General features: G+C 62.2%; 17 protein-coding genes. 5 read left to right on the forward strand and 12 right to left on the reverse strand.

What is annotated here, in order from left to right:
- Positions 1-31 precede the first annotated feature (31 nt).
- The 3 genes from CBW66_RS01175 to CBW66_RS01185 are packed head-to-tail and all read left to right on the forward strand — an operon-like array spanning position 32 to position 3,634.
- A complete protein-coding gene (locus tag CBW66_RS01175) occupies positions 32-2,464 on the forward strand; it encodes a heavy metal translocating P-type ATPase (RefSeq protein WP_086136262.1) in 2,433 nt (810 codons plus the stop codon).
- Between the two features lies 1 nt (position 2,465).
- Positions 2,466-2,885 (forward strand): Cu(I)-responsive transcriptional regulator, encoded by a 420-nt coding sequence (gene cueR / locus CBW66_RS01180; RefSeq protein WP_086136263.1) that lies wholly within the window; start codon positions 2,466-2,468, stop codon positions 2,883-2,885.
- Between the two features lie 20 nt (positions 2,886-2,905).
- Positions 2,906-3,634 (forward strand): glutathione S-transferase, encoded by a 729-nt coding sequence (locus CBW66_RS01185; RefSeq protein ID WP_086136264.1) that lies wholly within the window; start codon positions 2,906-2,908, stop codon positions 3,632-3,634.
- A gap of 46 nt (positions 3,635-3,680) precedes the next feature.
- Here the strand turns inward: CBW66_RS01185 and CBW66_RS01190 are convergent, their stop codons facing one another.
- From CBW66_RS01190 to yidD, 3 genes are all read right to left on the reverse strand, one after another.
- Entirely contained in the window at positions 3,681-3,881 is a 201-nt protein-coding gene (locus tag CBW66_RS01190) for a heavy-metal-associated domain-containing protein (protein ID WP_086136265.1), read from the reverse strand.
- Positions 3,882-3,964: 83 nt separating this feature from the next.
- Complete coding sequence (locus CBW66_RS01195; protein WP_086136266.1) at positions 3,965-4,906, reverse strand: bestrophin family protein; 942 nt, start codon at positions 4,904-4,906, stop codon at positions 3,965-3,967.
- A 256-nt stretch (positions 4,907-5,162) separates the two neighbouring features.
- Positions 5,163-5,684, reverse strand: a complete 522-nt coding sequence (gene yidD, locus CBW66_RS01200) for a membrane protein insertion efficiency factor YidD (RefSeq protein ID WP_086136267.1) — start codon at positions 5,682-5,684, stop codon at positions 5,163-5,165.
- Positions 5,685-5,881: 197 nt separating this feature from the next.
- On the opposite strand from yidD, the gene CBW66_RS01205 reads away from it, so the two are divergent.
- On the forward strand, positions 5,882-7,564 hold the full coding sequence (locus CBW66_RS01205; protein WP_086136268.1) for a serine hydrolase: 1,683 nt from the start codon (positions 5,882-5,884) through the stop codon (positions 7,562-7,564).
- Between the two features lie 107 nt (positions 7,565-7,671).
- Here CBW66_RS01205 and CBW66_RS01210 read toward each other — a convergent pair whose 3' ends face one another.
- The 9 genes from CBW66_RS01210 to CBW66_RS01250 all read right to left on the reverse strand — a co-directional run bounded on the left by CBW66_RS01210 (position 7,672) and on the right by CBW66_RS01250 (position 17,671).
- Positions 7,672-9,483: a PhoH family protein gene (locus CBW66_RS01210; protein WP_086136269.1), complete on the reverse strand. Its 1,812-nt coding sequence runs from the start codon at positions 9,481-9,483 to the stop codon at positions 7,672-7,674.
- Positions 9,484-9,772: 289 nt separating this feature from the next.
- The gene (locus CBW66_RS01215) at positions 9,773-10,243 is read right to left on the reverse strand and encodes a peroxiredoxin (protein WP_034750445.1); all 471 of its coding nucleotides are present in this window, start codon (positions 10,241-10,243) and stop codon (positions 9,773-9,775) included.
- Positions 10,244-10,318: 75 nt separating this feature from the next.
- Positions 10,319-11,278 carry a polysaccharide deacetylase family protein gene (locus CBW66_RS01220; protein WP_086136270.1) on the reverse strand — a complete coding sequence of 320 codons (960 nt, stop codon included), beginning with the start codon at positions 11,276-11,278 and terminating at the stop codon, positions 10,319-10,321.
- Complete coding sequence (locus tag CBW66_RS01225; RefSeq protein WP_086136271.1) at positions 11,278-12,330, reverse strand: bifunctional UDP-4-keto-pentose/UDP-xylose synthase; 1,053 nt, start codon at positions 12,328-12,330, stop codon at positions 11,278-11,280. Before CBW66_RS01225 ends, CBW66_RS01220 begins: the two co-directional genes overlap by 1 nt.
- 21 nt (positions 12,331-12,351) lie before the next feature.
- Complete coding sequence (locus tag CBW66_RS01230; RefSeq protein WP_086136272.1) at positions 12,352-13,269, reverse strand: formyltransferase; 918 nt, start codon at positions 13,267-13,269, stop codon at positions 12,352-12,354.
- Positions 13,269-14,264, reverse strand: coding sequence for a glycosyltransferase (locus CBW66_RS01235; protein ID WP_086136437.1), 996 nt, complete (start codon positions 14,262-14,264; stop codon positions 13,269-13,271). Before CBW66_RS01235 ends, CBW66_RS01230 begins: the two co-directional genes overlap by 1 nt.
- Before the next feature lie 11 nt (positions 14,265-14,275).
- Positions 14,276-15,412: a DegT/DnrJ/EryC1/StrS aminotransferase family protein gene (locus tag CBW66_RS01240; RefSeq protein WP_086136273.1), complete on the reverse strand. Its 1,137-nt coding sequence runs from the start codon at positions 15,410-15,412 to the stop codon at positions 14,276-14,278.
- Positions 15,413-15,608: 196 nt separating this feature from the next.
- Positions 15,609-17,282, reverse strand: coding sequence for a glycosyltransferase family 39 protein (locus CBW66_RS01245; protein ID WP_086136274.1), 1,674 nt, complete (start codon positions 17,280-17,282; stop codon positions 15,609-15,611).
- Positions 17,279-17,671 (reverse strand): Mth938-like domain-containing protein, encoded by a 393-nt coding sequence (locus CBW66_RS01250; protein ID WP_086136275.1) that lies wholly within the window; start codon positions 17,669-17,671, stop codon positions 17,279-17,281. Before CBW66_RS01250 ends, CBW66_RS01245 begins: the two co-directional genes overlap by 4 nt.
- 423 nt (positions 17,672-18,094) lie before the next feature.
- Between CBW66_RS01250 and CBW66_RS01255 the strand changes: the two genes are divergently transcribed.
- The gene (locus CBW66_RS01255) at positions 18,095-19,324 is read left to right on the forward strand and encodes a pyridoxal phosphate-dependent aminotransferase (protein ID WP_034750427.1); all 1,230 of its coding nucleotides are present in this window, start codon (positions 18,095-18,097) and stop codon (positions 19,322-19,324) included.
- Position 19,325: the final 1 nt, after the last annotated feature.

The following is a 19,325-nucleotide window of genomic DNA, read 5'->3' on the forward strand; positions in this document are numbered from 1 at the left end:
GCATTAGTTAATCTTTCGCACAGGATCTGCCATGAACCAGACCGCACTCGCTTCCTCCCCTTCCAGTTCTCCCCCTCCCGCCAGCGCGCATGCGCAGGCGCTGGCCATCGAAGGCATGAGCTGCGCCTCGTGCGTGGGCCGCGTGGAAAAAGCCCTGGCCGCCGTGCCGGGCGTGACCCAGGCCAGCGTCAACCTGGCCACGGAAGTGGCCAAAATCAGTTCCGATACGCCGGTTCCCCTGGCCGCCTTGCAGGCGGCCGTGGAAAAGGCCGGCTACACGGTGGCGCAGCGCGAAATCGACCTGAACATCGCCGGCATGACGTGCGCCTCCTGCGTCGGCAGGGTCGAGAAAGCCTTGCTGAAAGTGCCGGGCGTGCTGGCCGCCAGCGTCAACCTGGCCACGGAAAGCGCGCGCATCAAGGTGACGGGCGGCTTGGACGCGGGTGCTTTGGTCGCCGCCATCGACAAGGCCGGCTATGCCGCCACGGTGCCCGCCGCCAGCCAGGCCAGCGCGCCCGTGGCCGCGCCCAACCGCGACGGCCTGAAAGTGGCGTTCGCGGCCGTGCTGGCCTTCCCCTTGATGCTGCCCATGCTGCTCGAATGGGCCGGCATCCATCTGATGCTGCCCGGCGCTCTGCAATTCGCGCTGGCCACGCCCGTACAGTTTTACTTTGGCGCGCGCTTCTACAAGGCGGGCTGGAAGGCGGCCCGTGCCGGCAGCGGCAATATGGATCTGCTGGTGGCGCTGGGCACGAGCGCCGCGTATGGCTTGTCCGTCTATCAGTGGCTGACGGCGGGCGAAATGCTGCCGCACCTGTACTTTGAAGCGTCGGCTGTCGTCATCACCCTGGTGCTGCTGGGCAAATGGCTGGAAAGCCGCGCCAAGCGCCAGACGGCCTCGGCCATCCGCGCGCTGCAGGTCTTGCGTCCGGAATCGGCCCGGGTGCGCCGCGACGGCGTCGAGATCGACTTGCCCGTGGAACAGGTGAAAACGGGCGACCTGGTGGTGATACGCCCCGGCGAACGGGTGGCCGTCGATGGCGTGGTGGTGGAAGGTGCCAGCCAGATCAACGAGTCGCTGATCACCGGGGAAAGCTTGCCGGTCGATAAGCATCCTGGCGACAAGGTGACTGGCGGCGCCATCAATGCCGATGGCCTGCTGCTGGTACGCACGCAAGCCGTGGGCGGCGAGACGACCCTGTCGCGCATCATCCGCCTGGTGGAAGATGCGCAGGCGGCCAAGGCGCCGATCCAGCATCTGGTCGACAAGGTCAGCGCCATCTTCGTGCCCGTGGTGCTGCTGCTGGCGCTGCTGACCATGCTGGGCTGGTGGTTCGCTACCGGCGAGCTGGAGAACGCCATCATCAATGCCGTGGCCGTGCTGGTCATCGCCTGCCCGTGCGCGCTGGGCCTGGCGACGCCGACGGCCATCATGGCCGGCACGGGCGTGGCCGCCCGCTACGGCATTTTGATCAAGGATGCGGAAGCGCTGGAAGTGGCGCACGCCGTTAATACCGTCGTGTTCGACAAGACGGGTACCTTGACGGTGGGGAAACCGGCGCTGGCGGGCCTGCATGCGCACGGCATCGACGAGGCCCGGCTGTTGCAGCTGGCGGCCAGCATCCAGCGTGGCAGCGAGCACAGCCTGGCTACGGCCGTGCTGGATGCTGCCAGCGCGCGCCACATCGAACCCTTGCCGGCCACGGCCCTGTCGGCCTTGCCGGGCCGCGGCCTGGCGGCGCAGGTCGACGGCCTGGATCTGAAACTGGGCAGCACGCGGCTGATGCAGGAGTTACACGTGGATATGGCGCCGCTGGCGGCGCAGGCCTTGTCGCTGGAAAACACGGGCAACACGATCTCGTGGCTGGCTTCGGGAACGGAACTGCTGGGCCTGTTCGCCTTCAGCGACCAGGTCAAGCCGAACGCGCGGGCAGCCATTGCCCATTTGCATACTCTGGGCATCCGCACGGTGATGCTGACCGGGGATAACCAGGGCAGCGCCGATGCCGTCGGCACGCTGCTGGGCATCGATACGGTGGCGGCGAAAATGCTGCCGGCCGATAAAACCGCTAAAATTGTCGCGCTGAAGGGCGAAGGCGCGAAAGTGGCCATGGTGGGCGACGGCATCAACGATGCGCCCGCGCTGGCCGCTGCCGACGTGGGTATCGCCATGTCGACAGGCACGGACGTGGCCATGCATGCGGCAGGCATTACCCTGATGCGCGGCGATCCGGCCCTGGTGGCGGACGCCATCGATATCTCGCGCCGCACTTACGGCAAGATACGGCAGAATCTGTTTTGGGCATTCATTTATAACCTGATCGGCATTCCGCTGGCCGCCTTCGGCCTGCTTAACCCCATGGTGGCGGGCGCGGCGATGGCCTTCAGTTCCGTCAGCGTGATCAGCAATGCCCTGTTGCTGCGCCGCTGGACAGCCCGCAGCGCGCATACCAAGGAGTCATAGGATGAATATCGGCCAGGCGGCAAGCGAGACGGGCGTATCGGCAAAAATGATACGCTACTACGAAAGTATTGCCTTATTAAAACCCAGCGCGCGCAGCGATGCCGGCTACCGTATCTACACGCCGAACGATTTGCACGCCCTGCGTTTTATCAAGCGTGCGCGCGGGCTGGGTTTTTCGCTCGAGCAGATCCGCGAGCTGTTGTCGCTGTGGCAAAACGACCAGCGCGCCAGCGCGGACGTGAAAGGCATCGCCCTGGCCCATGTGGCCGATTTGAACCAGCGCATCGCCGAACTGACGGAAATGCGCGACACCCTGGCCCATCTGGCGCAATCGTGCCATGGCGACGACAAGCCAGATTGTCCCATCCTGCAAAGCCTGGGGCTGGCCAGCGACACGGAAGCGAAGGCTTGCTGCCATTGAGGTAAGCCAACGGAGGTGGTATGGCGTATGAACTGTATTACTGGCCCACGATACAGGGACGCGGCGAATTCATCCGCCTGGCCCTGGAAGAGGCGGATGCTGAGTACCGCGATATCGCCCGTTTGCCTGAGCGCAAGGGGCAAGGCGTTCCCGCCATGCTGGCCTGCCTCGATGGCGACAGCATGCCATATGCGGCCTACGCACCGCCCGTGCTGCGCGACGGCGACGTGCTGATCGGCCAGACCACGAATATCCTCTTGTATCTGGGCCGGCGCCTGGGCCTGGCGCCGCGCGCGGAAAGCGGCCGTCTATGGCTGAACCAGCTGCAATTGACGATGGCCGACTGGCTGACGGAAGTGCACGACACGCACCATCCGCTGTCGATGAATCAATATTATGAGGAACAGAAACCGGCGGCCTTGCTGCGCAGCGCGGATTTTCGCGAAACGCGCCTGCCGAAGTTTCTCGATTATTTCACCCAGGTACTGCTGAATAATCGCAGCCGCGGCCAGTATCTGGTGGGCGCAAAGCTCACGTATGGCGACCTGTCGCTGTTCCAGATGCTGGCTGGCTTGCGTTATGCGTTTCCTCAAGCCATGGCGCGCCTGGCGCCCGAATATCCCTTCCTGTCTGAGCTGCACGATACGGTGGCGGCGCGGCCGAACATCGCCCGCTACCTGAAGTCGAAGCGCAGAATTGCGTTCAATGAGGAAGGTATCTTCCGCCACTACCCCGAGCTGGACGGATAAAAAACAGCCGGCGTAAAGGCCGGCTGTCGTGATGCTGCTGTGGCTGTTACTGCGCGCTGGTAACGGGGTAGCCCGCCTCCACGATGGCGGCGCTGATGGTGCCCAGTGCGCTCGATGATTCCACCGTGACGCGCTTGCTGGCCAGGTCGATCTGCACCTGTGCCGCAGGATCGATCGCCTGCACCGCTTTCGTGACCGAGCCGACGCAATGGCCGCAGCTCATGTTTTCAACTTGTAACTGATACATGGCAAGCACTCCTTGAATGATTAGGTGTGTCCACTGTAAGCCTTGCCCCGGTGGGAAGGTCAAGGGGAAAGCTGGCGTGCGCATCAATTCAGCAGGAAATCGTCCGCTTGCATGGGCGGCGGCACGTTCTCGTCGTGTATGGATTCACGCAAGCTGATTTCGATGGCGCGGCACATGGCCGACAGCGGCAGGTCGTTGGCGTCTTCGCCGAACGGTTCTTCGATCTCGTCGCCCAAGGCATCGAGGCCAAAGAAAGTGTAGGCAACGATGGCGACGACGAAGGGCGTCATGAAGCCGAGCGAGTCGACCAGGCCGAAGGGCAGCAGGAAGCAGTACAGATAGGCTGTGCGGTGCAGCAACAGCGAATACGAGAAGGGGATGGGCGTGCTGCGGATGCGTTCGCACGAAGCGCCCGCCGCTACCATGGCCGAGACCGTGTTATCGATCTGTGCGGTGAGGATGCTGTCGATGCGGCCTTGCCGGACGCAATCGGCCAGGTCGTGGCCCATCTGCAGCATCAGGTAGTCCGATGGATTCGATGCCTGGCAAGCCGCTTCCCATTCGGCCGGGCGCAGCAGCGGCTGCAAGTCGGCCGGGCCGCGCGTGTCGCGCAGCTGGTGGCGCAGGGCGTGGCAAAAGGCGATGGTGCGGTAAATCATGCGCACGCGCACGTCATCGAGGCCCAGCCTGGCGTGGGCCGGCGTGTCGCCGCGTATCATCGTCTGGCACTGGCGCGAGAAATTTCGGCTGCGCAAGACCAGTTCGCCCCACAGCTTGCGCGCTTCCCAATAGCGGTCATAGGCGGCCGTGTTGCGAAAGCCCAGGAAGATGGCCAGCGGCAAGCCGATCAAGGTAAACGGGATGGTTGTGAGGATCACCTTGTGGTCGAACAGGGTGCCGTGGCACCAGGTGACGAGGGTGGCGATCAGGGTATTGACGATCAGCGTGGTGCGGATGCGCGGCAGGACGGAGCCGCGCACCACGAGGAACAACCGTAGCGCCGAAGGACGCTCGCGCACGATCATGCTGCGCTCCTTGCTGGGGGCTGGGCTGGCGGGGAAAGGCGGGCCTGGTGATCGGGATGAAGGGAAGGATGGGGTGGCAATGGCCGGGAACAAAAAGCCCGCGATGTATGCGGGCTGAGCAGGGTGTACATGGGAAGCAGTGTAGGGGAGACGGTTTAAGTATAGGCCGCCGATCCGTTTCCAGCCAATTCACAGTGATAATGGGGATTATTCATTTCATGAATGAATATTTCATTTATAAGTTGCTGTGTGAATTTCAGTGCTGCGCATCCTGCCCTTGCCTGATCTTCTTGCGGTGTGCCGCCTGCCGCTGTTTCAATGCCGTGCTGGTTGTATAGCTGTTGCGAAACCAGGTCGTCTGTTTGTTGTGGCCCGGCCAACCGCAATTGAGCACATTGGCCACATCGGCGCAGTCGCAGGCACAGTCGAGCAGGGGCACGTCGCAGTCGCAATACCCCGCCTGTGCCCGGCGGCGCGCGCTGCGCCGTGCCGGCGGATGCAGCACCAGGTGCTGGCGATGGTGTTCGCCGCAGGCCCGCAAGCGGCGCTGCAACAGCAGCAGTCCCGGACCCAAGCCGTGGCGCGCGATGACCTTGTGGCCGTAGGCGGAGCAGCTGTCGCGTCCCTTCAGCACGCGGTAGGCGCAGGAAAATCCCTTCCATGGCGACAGGTAGCGCTGGTAGGCGCGTATGGTCCACAGGGCCAGGCGCTTGCTACAGGTATCGAACGTGAGAATGATGCCTCCTATGCAACGGTTGTAAAACGGTGCGTCGAGCATACGACAGGTATCCCGAAATGCATAGCGTCGGGCGAGTATAAATTATCGATGTGACAAATGGAGAGAATTGCCCAAGGTGCGTCTGTTAGGCTGAATGAGCTATTTGGAAATATTTCCTAAAGCAAAATACGTCATCCCGATAGCCGCCGCGAGGGGAACGACCAAGCCTGTTTATCCTTCCTGTGAAAGTGATCTGCATGTTTAAAGTTTCCAGCATCTGCCTCGCCACCCTGATCCTGTCGCACACACCTGCCAGCTGGGCCGGCCAGCCAGCGCCTCTGAGCGAGCGGCAGCAGGCGCTGGCCGCGCAAATCGATGCCAGCATCGCTCCCTATTTCAAGTCCACCGAACCGGGCGCCGTCGTCATCGTCGTCAAGGATGGCCAGCCCCTGCTGCGCAAGGCGTATGGCCTGGCCAGCGTAAAGGAGGGCACGCCGCTGGCGCCCGACATGTCGCTGCGCCTGGGATCCATCTCCAAGCAGTTCACGGCCGTCGCCATCCTCCTGCTGGCCGATCAGGGCAAGCTGGCCGTTACTGATGACATCACAAAATTCCTGCCCGACTACCCGACGCAGGGCAAGAGCATCACCATCGGGCAGCTGCTTGCGCACACGTCCGGCATCCACGACTACACGCGGAAGCCGGAATTCGTGCCCAACAGCACGAAAGACCTGAGCGTGGCGCAGATGATCGATTTCTTCAAGAATGATCCCCTCGACTTTGAACCGGGCACGCAGTGGCGTTACAGCAGTTCCGGCTATTTCCTGCTGGGCGCCATCATCGAAAAGGCCTCGGGCCAGCAGTATGCCACCTTCGTGGAGCAGCAGATCTTTGTGCCGCTGGGCATGCATGACACGGCATACGAAGGCCACGAGCGCCGGCCGGCCCGGCGCGCGGCAGGGCATATCCGCTCGGGCGAGGCGTATGTGCCGAACTTGCCCTTGAGCATGACGCAGCCGTATGCGGCCGGCGCGCTCGTCTCCACCGTGGACGACCTGGCGCGCTGGGATGCCGCCATTTCGGACGGCAAGCTGCTCAAGCCGGCCACCTGGCAGCAGGCGTTCACGCAGGCCAGGCTGAACGATGGCAAGGCCACCCGTTCCGGCTTGGGCTGGAAGGTGGGCACCTGGCAAAACACCGCCGTGATCCACCATAGCGGCGGCATCAACGGCTTTGCCACGTATGCGATGCGCTTGCCGCAGGAAAAAGTCTACGTGGCCGTGCTGGAAAACGCGGACACGGGCCTGGTCGACCCTGACGTGGTGGCGCGCAAGGCGGCCGCCGTTGCCGTGGGCCGGCCGTATCCCGAGATCAAGGTCATCACGCTCAAGCCCGCCATCCTCGATGCGTATGCGGGCGTGTATGCCATCAATGACAAGGCCGGCTATACCATCCGCAACTTCGAGGGCAATCTGCTGCTGCAGCGCACGGGCGGTCCCGCGCAACGGATGCTGGCGTATGCGCCGAACGGTTTCCTGATTGAAAACACCTTGACGACAGCCGAGTTCGAAAGGGGGCCGAAGGGCGAGGCGCAGCTGATCCTCAACGATGGCGGCGAATCGAAGTCGGTGCATGAACGGGCCAGCGCCGCCAGGCCGGCGCGCACCGTGGTCGCCATGACGCCGGCGCAATTCGATGTCTACGTGGGCAGGTACGCGCTGGCGCCCGAGGTCTACCTGGAAGTGACGCGCGAAGGCGACAAGTTCTTCGCCCAGGTGACGGGTTTCCGCAAGCTGGCCATGCTGCCGATGAGCGAGACAGCCTTCTTTTCGAATGAAGTCGATGCGGAAGTGCGTTTCAGCAAGGATGCCAGCGGCAAGGCCGACCAGCTGATGCTGCGCCAGGAAGGGCAGGACATGCCGGCCAGACGGGTGAACTGAGCCGTTTGAACTGGCCAGGGAAACACGCGCACATGAAAAAAGCCCCGCCCGCATCGCTGCGGCCGGGGCTTTTCAATGAATGAGGCAGCTGGCGCCGCCCTGTCAACTTACAGCACTTCGCTGGCGTGGTCGGCCAGGCGCGAACGCTCGCCGCGGGCCAGGGTGACGTGGCCGCTGTGGGTCCAGCCCTTGAAGCGGTCGACCACGTAGGTCAGGCCGCTCGAGCCTTCCGTCAGGTACGGCGTGTCGATCTGCGCGATGTTGCCCAGGCACAGGATCTTCGTGCCGGGACCGGCGCGCGTGACCAGAGTCTTGACCTGTTTTGGCGTCAAGTTTTGCGCTTCATCGATGATGAGGAACTTGTTGACGAAGGTGCGGCCGCGCATGAAGTTGAGCGACTTGATCTTGATGCGCGAGCGGATCAGGTCTTGCGTTGCCGCGCGGCCCCATTCGCCGCCATCGGAGTCGGACTTGTTCAGCACTTCCAGGTTGTCGTCGAAGGCGCCCATCCATGGCGACATCTTTTCTTCTTCCGTGCCGGGCAGGAAACCGATGTCTTCGCCGACGGGCACCGTCACGCGGGTGACGATGATTTCATTGTAGAGCTTGGTTTCCAGCACTTGCGCCAGGCCGGCGGCCAGGGCCAGCAGGGTCTTGCCGGTACCGGCCTGGCCCAGCAGGGTGACGAAGTCGCATTCCGGGTTCATCAGCAAGTTCAGCGCGAAGTTCTGCTCGCGGTTGCGTGCCGTCACGCCCCACACATTGTTCTTCGTGTGGCTGAAGTCGCGCAGGGTTTGCAGCACGGCCGTCTTGCCATTGATCTGCTTTACCTGGCCGTAGAATGGCGTTTCGCCGTTTTTCGGTTCCAGGTAGATGAACTGGTTGACCAGCAGCGAGGGAATGAACGGACCCGTCACGCGGTAGAAGGTGGAGCTGTAGCCGTTCTTGCTTTCCTGCCAAGATTCCATGTCCTTGCCATGCTTGTTCCAGAAGTCGTCCGGCAATTGCACGATACCCGAGTACAGCAAGTCCGTGTCTTCCAGCACATGGTCGTTGAAGTAATCTTCGGCCGGCAAGCCCAGGGCGCGCGCCTTGATGCGCATGTTGATGTCTTTCGACACCAGCACGACGGGGCGGCCTTCCTGTTCCGCTTCGAGCGAACGCACGACGGCGAGGATCTGGTTGTCGGCCTTGCCCACTGGCAAGCCTGCCGGCAGGTCGGCGCTTTGCAAGCGTGTCTGGAAGAACAGACGGCCCTTGGCATCCTTGTTGCCCAGCTTGGACAGCAGGATGCCGTGTTCGATGGCATCGTCATCCGTGTTGCTGATCAGGGCGTCGAGCGTGCGCGACACCTGGCGCGCATTGCGCGCCACTTCCGTCATGCCCTTTTTGTGGTTGTCCAGCTCTTCCAGGGTCATCATCGGCAGGTACACATCGTGTTCCTCGAAGCGGAACAGCGACGATGGATCGTGCATCAGCACGTTCGTGTCGAGCACGAACAGCTTGCTGATGCCGCGCTGGTCGGCGGCGCGGCTGGCGGACGACTTGAGCTGCACTTCCACAGGCTTGTGCTTGGCCGGATGCGGCTGCTCTGCCTGCTTGACGGGCTTGATCGGTGTGACCTTGCCTTTTGCCGCCGGCTTGGCTTTCGCCGCAGGCGCAGGTATGGCTGCCGGCGCGGCCGCCACCGGCGCAGGTGCAGGCGCCGGCTTGGCGACCATCAGGGCCGCCACCTGCTTGATCTTCGTGGCCGCATTGCGGACCGGCTTGGCAACTTCGGCGATCGCCGCTTCAATGATCGGTGCAGCCACTTTCTTGGCTGCCGGGGTTTTGGTGGCCGGGCGCGCTGCGCCTGCGGTTGGGTAATCTTGGGTGGCCAGGATGGTGGCTGGCTTGCTCGGTAATTTTGGCAGTGGCATCAGGATCTCAATCAAAAAATTTCTGGAATGAATCGCCCATGGGCAGCCAGCTTCTGGCGGCACTTCTCATGGGGTGGATGCGGGGGAACAACAATGCTACAGGACGAGAAACTGCCGGAAGGCCGGCAGCATGGCCGGTCATGGACGCCATGGGCGGGCTGCAGGCCCGTCTGGCGGAGTGGATGGAGGCGCTTCGTTGACTCAAAATGGCGATAGGTACCGTGAACTGAACTGCGGTTGAACCAGGCTTGCTGGAAGCCGACAACGCGCATTGGATCAACATGGACGATCAATTCAGATGCGCTACGAATTCCAGCACTTCTTCCACGTGAGTTGCGACCTTCACGCCTCTCCATTCTTTCACCAATCGGCCCTGGGCGTCAATCACAAACGTACTGCGCTCGACGCCGCGTACGGTCTTGCCGTACATCTGTTTCATCTTCATGACGTTAAACAGCAGGCAAACGGCTTCGTCCGGGTCGGAAATGAGCTCAAACGGCAGCTCCAGCTTGGCTTTGAAGCTTTCGTGCGAGCGCAGGGAATCGCGGCTGATGCCGTAGATTTCCACACCGGCGGCGACGAATTGCGGATACGCGTCACGGAAGGCGATATTTTCAGTGGTGCAGCCGGGGGTGTTGTCCTTCGGATAGAAAAACAGCACCGTGGCCTTGGCCGGGCGGCCCAGCAACTGAAAGGTTTTGCCGCTGGTCATGGCGGCGCTAAAGTCGGGTATGCTAACGAGGGATTGGCTATCAGCCACAGGTTCTCTCCTGAACGGTGATCATCAGCGCTGGTTTTTAATCTGGCAACGCATCCAGGTGCAACAATACAGCATTCAGGCCGCTTTGCCCTGCACAATCAGGCGTCCCGAACGCCCGGGCAGCTCATCCCAGGTGATGGGGCAAACTGGCAAATCCGTATTTTTGATTTTTTCATAATAATCGCCCATCGCTGCAAACTGGTAGCCCTGGGCTTTCCAGCCAGCCAGCAGTTGTTCGAAAATGGGGGCGAGTTTCTGTCCTTCAAGTTCCGCATGCAAGGTATACACGTGGTCGCGCGGATTGTCCGCCGTCAGTGACAGGATATGCGCGGCAACATTGCCGGTGGTGATCAGCTTGCCGTCGATTTCGCAGCCCAGCAATTCATCCAGGGTGGGCAGGGTGGTGGGCAATTGCACGCAGCGCAGGATGGTGTTGCCGTTGCGCACGCGGTGCGGGCCTTGCGCCGGCTGCGCCATGGCGCCGCGTGCGTCGAGCATGGCGCGGCCATCGGAGGCAAAGCGGTAGCCGGCCGTGTCGTGCTCGACAAAAGCGCTGACATTCATTTGCCAGCCGGCCGCGCCGTGCGTGTGCGGCTTGGCGCCGAACACCTGTTCGTAGCGGTTGGCGGCCTTGCGCATCATGGCGATGGTCCAGGCGGCGTTGCGCTTGGCCACATTGTCTTGCCACAGGGTGTGATCCCAGGTGTGGATGCCGCACTCGAACCCGGCATCGCGCACGGCGCGCAGTTGCGCCGCGCACTGCTTGCCGATATCGGGTCCCGGCAGCAAGGTGCCGTACATCAATGTTTTCAAGCCGTAGTGCTCGACTACCGACGTGCGCGACACCTTGCTGAAAAAGCCGGGCCGCAAGGCGCGCCGCAGGGCCCAGCCCGTATGGTCGGGGCCCAGCGAGAACAGAAAGGTGGCCTTGGCCTGGTGCGCGGCCAGCATGCGCACCAGATTGCCCATGCCTTCACGGGTGCCGCGATAGGTATCGACGTCGATTTTGAGGGTCAGGAACGGCTTGCTCAACATTAATCCATCAGGGCTTTGGCTTGGGCTACCTGGCTGCGGTAGGCGTCGAAAATATTGCGCAGGGAATCGGCCATGGTGGTGGTCGGCGCCCAGCCCAGCTCTTCGCAGGTATTCGTGATTTTCGGCACGCGGTTCTGCACGTCCTGGTAGCCGGCGCCGTAGTAGGCGCCCGAAGTCGTTTCCACGATTTTCACGTGTTTCGCGCCTTCGGCGTATTCCGGATATTCGGCGGCCAGGGTCAGCATCATGCCGGCCAGGTCGCGGATCGAATAGTTATTGGTCGGATTGCCAATGTTGTAGATCTTGCCGCTGGCGATGCCGTTCTTGTTGGCGATGATGCGGATCAGCGCATCGATGCCATCGTCGATATAGGTGAACGCGCGTTTCTGCGCGCCGCCGTCGACCAGCGAAATGTTTTCGCCGCGCACGATGTGGCCGAAGAACTGCGTCACCACGCGCGAGGAGCCTTCTTTCGGCGTGTGGATCGAGTCCAGGCCGGCGCCGATCCAGTTGAACGGACGGAACAGGGTGAAGTTCAGGCCTTCCATGCCGTAGCCCCAGATCACGCGGTCCATCAGCTGCTTGGCGTTCGAATAGATCCAGCGCGGCTTGTTGATCGGGCCGCAGATCAGTTCCGAGTTTTCCGGGTCGAATTCCTCGTCATGGCACATGCCATACACTTCCGAGGTCGATGGGAAGACCAAGTGCTTGCCGTACTTGGCGGCCGAGCGCACGATGGGCAGGTTGGCTTCGAAGTCCAGTTCGAAGACGCGCAGCGGCTGCTTGACGTAGGTCGACGGCGTGGCGATGGCGACCAGCGGCAGGATCACGTCGCATTTCTTGACGTGGTACTCGACCCATTCCTTGTTGATCGTGATGTCGCCTTCGAAGAAGTGCATGCGCGACTTGTAGTTGTCATCGTCCAGCAGTTCCGAGATGCGGTCCGTGTTCATGTCCATGCCGTAGACATGCCAGTCGGTGGTTTCCAGGATGCGCTTGGACAGGTGGTGGCCGATGAAGCCGTTGACGCCTAAGATGAGGACTTTTTTCATGTGAGATTCTCTTGAGTGATATCAGTGTGTGCTGACGCGGGCGGTCAGACTTGCATGCAATTGCTGAGCCGAAATCGGCTCCCCGGCAGCCCTCAGCGCGGAAATGGCCAGCATGCGGCCGTCTCCGCAGACGCCAAAGATGCAATTATCCACTACCGCCAAGCCCGGTGGCAAACTTCCTGCTGAATGCTTGCTTAAACGGGCTTTTTCGATGGTGTAAATAACATTGTTGACTTCGGTGAACGCGCCGGGATACGGGGGCGCGACGGCCCGGTGCAGGTTGTATACCTGCTGCGCGGGTAACTTCCAGTCGATGCGGCCGTCTTCCGGCGTGCGGCCGCCAAAGTAGCCACCCTGGCGCAAATCGTTGAGCTGGCGCGGCGCCGTGCCGTCCAGCAAGGCTGGCAGCACGTTCCACAAGGTTTGCTCCGCCGCCACAGTGACCTTGCCGAACACTTCGAACGCCGTGTCGTCGGGCAGGATGGGCACGGCCGTTTGCGCGACGATGGCGCCGGCATCGGGCTTGACCGTCATTTCATGCAGGGTGGCGCCCGTTTGCGGGGCGCCATGCAGCACGGCCCAGTTGACGGGCGCGCGGCCGCGGAACTGCGGCAGCAGCGAGCCGTGCATATTGTAGGCGGGCGCGACTTCCAGGATGCTGGCCGGCAGCATGTGGCGGTAGTAAAAGCTGAACAGCATGTCCGGCCTGGCCGCCTGCACCTGCGCCAGCAGCTCGGGCGCGCGCGCGTCCGACGGCGTGATGTACGGGATGCCTTCGGCCTGGCACAGGCTGGCGACGGATTCGAACCACAGGTTTTCCGTGGGGCTGTCTTCGTGCGTGACGACGAGGGTGATATCGACGCCGCCGGCCAGCAGCACCTTGATACAGCGCACGCCCACATTGTGGTAGCCGAAGACGACGGCGCGCGGGGCGCCCATCAGCGGCTCACCTGGCGCTTTTCCAGGCGCACGTACGATGGCGCCTCGGCTTCCGCCTGGACCATGCCATCCTGCAAGATGGTTTGCACCACGTAGCGGGGACGGGCGCGCACTTGCTGGAAGATGCGTCCCACGTATTCGCCCACCAGGCCGATGCCGAACAGGATCACGCCCATCAGGAAGAAGGCGATGGCGAACAGGGTGAACACGCCCTGCGCCTCGGCGCCGAACAGGAAGCGGCGCGCCAGCAGATAGATCACCAGCACAGCCGAACTGATTGACAGCAGCATGCCCAGCATCGAGAAGATTTGCAGGGGAATCAGCGAAAAGCCCGTGACGAGGTCGAAATTCAGGCGGATCAGGCTGTACAGCGAATATTTCGACTCGCCAGCCGAGCGTTCCTCGTGCTCGACGGTAATTTCCGTGGGCTTGCGGGCAAACGTGTAGGCGAGGGCCGGCACGAAGGTGTTGACTTCGGCGCACTGGTTGACCAGGTCGATCACATTGCGGCCATACGCGCGCAGCATGTTGCCCTGGTCCGTGATCTTGATGTTGGTGATGCGTTCGCGCAAACGGTTCATCATCTTCGAGGCCAGGGTGCGCCAGGCGGAATCTTGCCGCTTGCGCCGGATCGAGCCCACGTAATCGTAGCCTTCGCGCATCTTCGCCACCAGGTTGCCGATTTCTTCGGGCGGGTTCTGCAGGTCGGCGTCGAGCGTGACCATGATCTGCCCGCGCGAGGCTTCAAAACCGGCCAGGATGGCCATGTGCTGGCCATAATTGCCGTTGAATAAGATCACGCGCGTGACGTCGGGGCGCTGGCGGAACTGTTCCGCCAGGATGGCCACCGAGTTGTCGCGGCTGCCATCATTGATGAAGATGATCTCGTAGCTCGTCTGCAAGGCGTCGAGTGCCGGATACAGGCGGGCGAACAGGCTGGCCAGGCCATCCTGCTCGTTGTAGATCGGAATGATTACGGACAGTTCAGGTTTCATCGGCGCGCTGCTCATTTGATGAGAATGGATTTGACGGTGGCGACGGCGCGTTCCACGTCCTGTGTCGTCATGGCGTAGAACATCGGCAAGGTCACGGTCAGGCGGCCGATCTGTTCCGATACGGGGAACATGCCCTCGGTAAAGCCGCGTTCGCGGTACATGGTAAACAGGTGGATCGGTGCGTAATGATAGCCCGTTCCCACGTTTTGCTGTGCCATCGCCTGCATGAACGCGGCGCGCGTGCCGGGGCCATTGTCGGGCAGGATGATCTGGAACAGATGCCAGTTGCTGTTTTCAAAGTCCTGCACGGGCAGCCGGGCGCCGCTCTGCGCTTCGAAGTCGCTGCCGAACTGCGCGAAATAGTGGCGCGCCAGCGCGCGGCGGTGCGCCGTAATGGCGTCGATATTGGCGAACTGGCCCAGGCCGATGGCGGCCATGATGTCGCTCATGTTGTATTTGCCGCCCAGCACGTCGACGTCGATGCCATCGACGCCGCTGCGCGTGACGCCCTGCAGCCGGTATTTCTCGGCCAGCTTCGCTTCTTCCAGGTTGTTCAGGACGAGGCAGCCGCCTTCGCCCGTGGTGATGTTCTTGTTGGCCTGGAAGCTGAACGAGACGAAGTCGCCAAACGCGCCGATGCGCTTGCCCTTCCAGGTGGAACCGAACGCCTGCGCCGCGTCTTCGACTACCCGCAGCTTGTACTTTTCAGCAATCGCGTACAGGCGGTCCATGTCGACGGGCAGGCCGGACAGGTAGACGGGGATGATGGCTTTCGTACGCGGGGTGATGGCCGCTTCCAGCTTGTCGAGATCGATATTCCGGGTGACGGGATCGATATCGGCGAACACGGGCGTGGCGCCCACTTCGATGATGACGTTGGCCGTCGCGACCCACGACACAGGCGTGGTGATGACTTCGTCGCCAGGGCCTATGCCGGCGATGCGCAGCGCGATTTCCATGGTGCACGTGCCCGAATTGAAGGTGCGCACGGGACGCCCGCCGAAATACTCGGACAGCTGGGCTTCGAATGCCTGCACTTTCGGGCCGCTGGTGATCCAGCCCGAGCGCAGCACCTCGCCGACGGCGGCGATGGTCGCCTCATCGATGGTGGGTTTGGAAAAAGGCAAAAAGGGCAGGGTAGAGGTCATGGTGCGCGGTTCTTGAGTCTGTATGGTGTCAGGGGCCGAGGCTGCCGTACGGTGAAAAGCGGTCGGCAGGCATGGCTATTTTATATCGTCAGTATGGCGGCGCAGCCGGTTCAGCGGTGAAAAAATCATGCCGATGCGGGGGCGGGGCAAGCTGGCCGGGGGCGCGATCCGTGCTGCCTCGCGCCCCAGTTAAACATTATTTGTTGGCAATGACCATGCGGCGCGCGTCCTCGGCAATGACACGCATGGGCACGCCACGTTGTTGCAATTCCTTGTAGCGGTCCAGGCTGATAATGGCCATGTCGCGCACGCCTGCGTTGGCATCGTTCGTCCATTGCGTGATGAAAGGCTCGATGTTCGGGATCGACAGTTCCGGCTGCTGTTTCAGGCCAAACGTGAATTCATCCCAGTAATCGACGAGGATCACGGGCCGCTGCAGATAATAGGTCAGCGACTGTTCGTAGATGCCGACCGAATAGAGCTTGGTGTCGGCCGTCAGTTCGGCCTGGATCTGCGGCAGCATGTCGGTGCCTGCGCGGTTCTGGCCATACAGTTCGGAGCCGGCCAGGATGCAGTGCGTGGCCAGGAAGCCGGCACCGGCGATCGTCAGCACCGTCATGTCGCGGCGCAGTTGGCGCGCATGCAGCAAGGCCAGGGCGCCGCCGGCCAGGGCGAAGAAACCGGCCGCCATCAGCCATGGCTGGTAGCCTTTCAATGCGATCAGTGCTGCCGGATCGCGCGCGCTGGCCTTGCTGAACGCGATCGGTCCGCCGATCAGGATGGCCGCGCCCAGCACGCACAGCAGGCCGGCGGCGAACAGGCGCTGGCGGCGCGACGCCGATTCCAGGTACAGCGCCACCAGCAATGCCAGCGCCGGGAAGATGGGCACGATATAGCCGGGCAGCTTCGAGGTCGAATAGCTGAAGAAGAAGAAAATGAAGACGGCCCAGACCAGCAGCATCAATCGGGGCTGGAAGGCGCCTTCCTGGCGCTGGAAGGCGGCGGCCAGGCTTTGCGGCAGCAGCCCTATCCACGGCAGGATGCCGGGAATGAGCAGCACCAGGAAGTAGTACCAGGCGCCTTCGCGCTTGTGGCCCTTCATCAGGAAGCGCTGGAAATGCTCATGGATGAAGAAGAAATGCGGTTGCTCCGGATTGCGCAGGGCGACCAGCACGAACCACGGCGTGGCGATGGCCAGGAACACCAGCAAGCCCTTGACCAGGTGCAAACGCGTCCAGATGCGCCAGTCGCGTGCGCACAGCGAATACAGCACCAGCACGGCGCCCGGCAGCACGATGCCGATCAGGCCCTTGGCCAGCACGGCCAGCGCCATGGCGGCCCAGCAGGCCAGCATCCAGTTGCGCCGCTCCGTCGCCGTGGCGTCGTCGCGCTGGGCGATCAGCAAGCTGCCCAGGGTCAGGGTCATCATGCCCGACAGGCCCATGTCCAGCGAATTGATCTGGCCGGAAGCGAGCCAGAACAGGCTCGACGCCAGCACCAGGCCCGCATACAGGCCCACGCGCGGGCCGAAGACCTTCTTGCCCGCGTACGCCGTCATGCACACGCCGATGATGCCGCACAGGCCGGTCCACAAACGGGCCTGCCACTCGCCCAGGCCGAAGGCGGCGAAGGTCAGCGCATTCATCCACGTTTGCAGCGGCGGTTTTTCAAAATACTTGATGCCGTTCAGGCGCGTGGTGACCCAGTCGCCCGTGACGAACATTTCGCGCGCCATCTCGGCGTAGCGGCCCTCGTCGGGCGGCACCAGGGTACGCACGCCCAGCGCGTACAGGGTGACGACGATGAAGATGCCCAGCAGGGACCACATCAGCACCCGCGACGAGTGCAGTTCGTTGACATTGATTTTCATGCGGCCTTGCCTGCGGCCGGGGCCAGGATCAGGGCCAGGGTGACCTTGCGGCCTTCGCCCATGAGGATATTGTAGGTGCGGCAGGCAGCCTGGCTATCCATGCATTCGACGCCGATGCGGCGCATGGTCAGCGCGGCCGTCAGCTTCGGGTGCACGAAGCGCTGGCGCTCGCCCGTGCCGAGAATGACCACGTCGGGCGCATCGGCCAGGATCTGCGCGAAATGCGCCTCGCTCAGCTGCTCGAAACTGTCGACTTCCCACGCGCGCGGCGGCGTTTCCGGCATGACGATCAGGCTGTAGTTGTATGGCTGGGCATTGATCTCGACGCCGTTTTCGTCATAGCCGGTGACAGTCTGGTATTGTTGGGTGCTGCTGGCGTGGAGTTTCATGGCGATATCGGGGCTGGTCGTGTCGGTTGATCGGTACGCGCGCGGCCAAACTGGGTGCCGCGGCCAAGGGCGTAAGCATGCCATAAATGACAGAAAAGAGCGACTGAAAAGCAATTTCCTTTCCAAATTGCAATGTTCTGCGCCACAGTGGCGCTGCATGCTGGCGCCATGGTAATGCTGCAAGATTAAGGGAAGATGAAGATGGCGCCCGCCCGATAGTCGTCCGGATGCGCCGGCGTGGCAGAATCGGCGTCAAATGCTGCAGTTCGCCATGTTTAATTTGATAAAATGGCCTGTTTTCGGCGAGAATGGTTGTTTTCGCCTTGCAGTCTTTCGCATCGCAGTTTCACGGGTTCATAGTTCTGGCGCGGCGGCCACGCTGCAAGCTCAAGTCTCCGCGCCGCATCACGACAGGGATTTATTTTGCGACCGATTCAGAAATCGAATAAATTGGCGGACGTCTGCTACGACATCCGCGGCCCGGTCCTGGAAAAATCCAGGCAAATGGAAGAAGAAGGCCACAAGATCACCAAGCTCAATATCGGCAATCTGGCCGTATTCGGCTTCGATCCGCCCGACGAGATCGTGCGCGACATGATGCTCAATCTGCAGAACGCGGCCGGCTATACGGATTCGAAAGGCATGTTTGCGCCGCGCAAGGCCGTCATGCACTACACGCAGGGCAAGAATATCGCCGGCGTGACCATCGATGACATTTACCTGGGCAATGGCGCTTCCGAACTGATCGTCATGTCGATGAACGCCCTGCTCAACAGTGGCGACGAAGTGCTGGTGCCGGCGCCCGATTATCCGCTGTGGACGGCCGCCGTCAGCCTGTCGGGCGGCAATCCCGTGCACTATGTGTGCGATGAACAGAACGAGTGGTATCCCGACATCGAGGACATGCGCCGCAAGATCACGCCGCAAACAAAAGCCATCGTCGTCATCAACCCGAACAACCCGACGGGCGCGCTGTATCCGGTGTCCGTGCTGCTGCAGATCGTCGAACTGGCGCGCCAGCACCAACTGATCATTTTCGCCGACGAGATCTACGACAAGGTGCTGTACGACGAAGCCGAGCACGTGTCGATCGCCTCGCTGGCCGACGACGTGCTGTTCATTACCATGAACGGCCTGTCGAAGAATTACCGCTCCTGCGGCTACCGTTCCGGCTGGATGGTGGTCTCGGGCGAAAAGCGCCACGCCAAAGATTACATCGAGGGCCTCAACATGCTGGCCTCGATGCGGCTATGCGCCAACGCGCCGGGGCAGTTTGCCATCCAGACGGCGCTTGGCGGCTACCAGAGCATACAAGACCTGGTGGGGCCCGGCGGGCGCCTGTTGAAACAGCGCGACCTGGCGCACAAGCTGCTGACCGATATTCCGGGCGTCACCTGTGTCAAGCCGAAGGCCGCGCTGTACATGTTCCCGCGCCTGGACCCGGAGATCTACCCGATCGCCGACGACCAGCAGTTTGCCTATGAATTACTGGCCGAAGCGAAGGTCCTGATCGTGCAGGGCACGGGCTTCAACTGGATCGCGCCCGACCATTTCCGTGTCGTCTTCCTGCCCAACTCCGATGACCTGACCGAGGCCATGGGGCGCATTGCGCGCTTCCTCGAAGGCTACCGCAAGCGTCACGGCCGGGGCTGAA

The sequence above is a fragment of the Janthinobacterium sp. GW456P genome (genome assembly GCF_002127655.1).
Classification (GTDB): domain Bacteria; phylum Pseudomonadota; class Gammaproteobacteria; order Burkholderiales; family Burkholderiaceae_D; genus Janthinobacterium.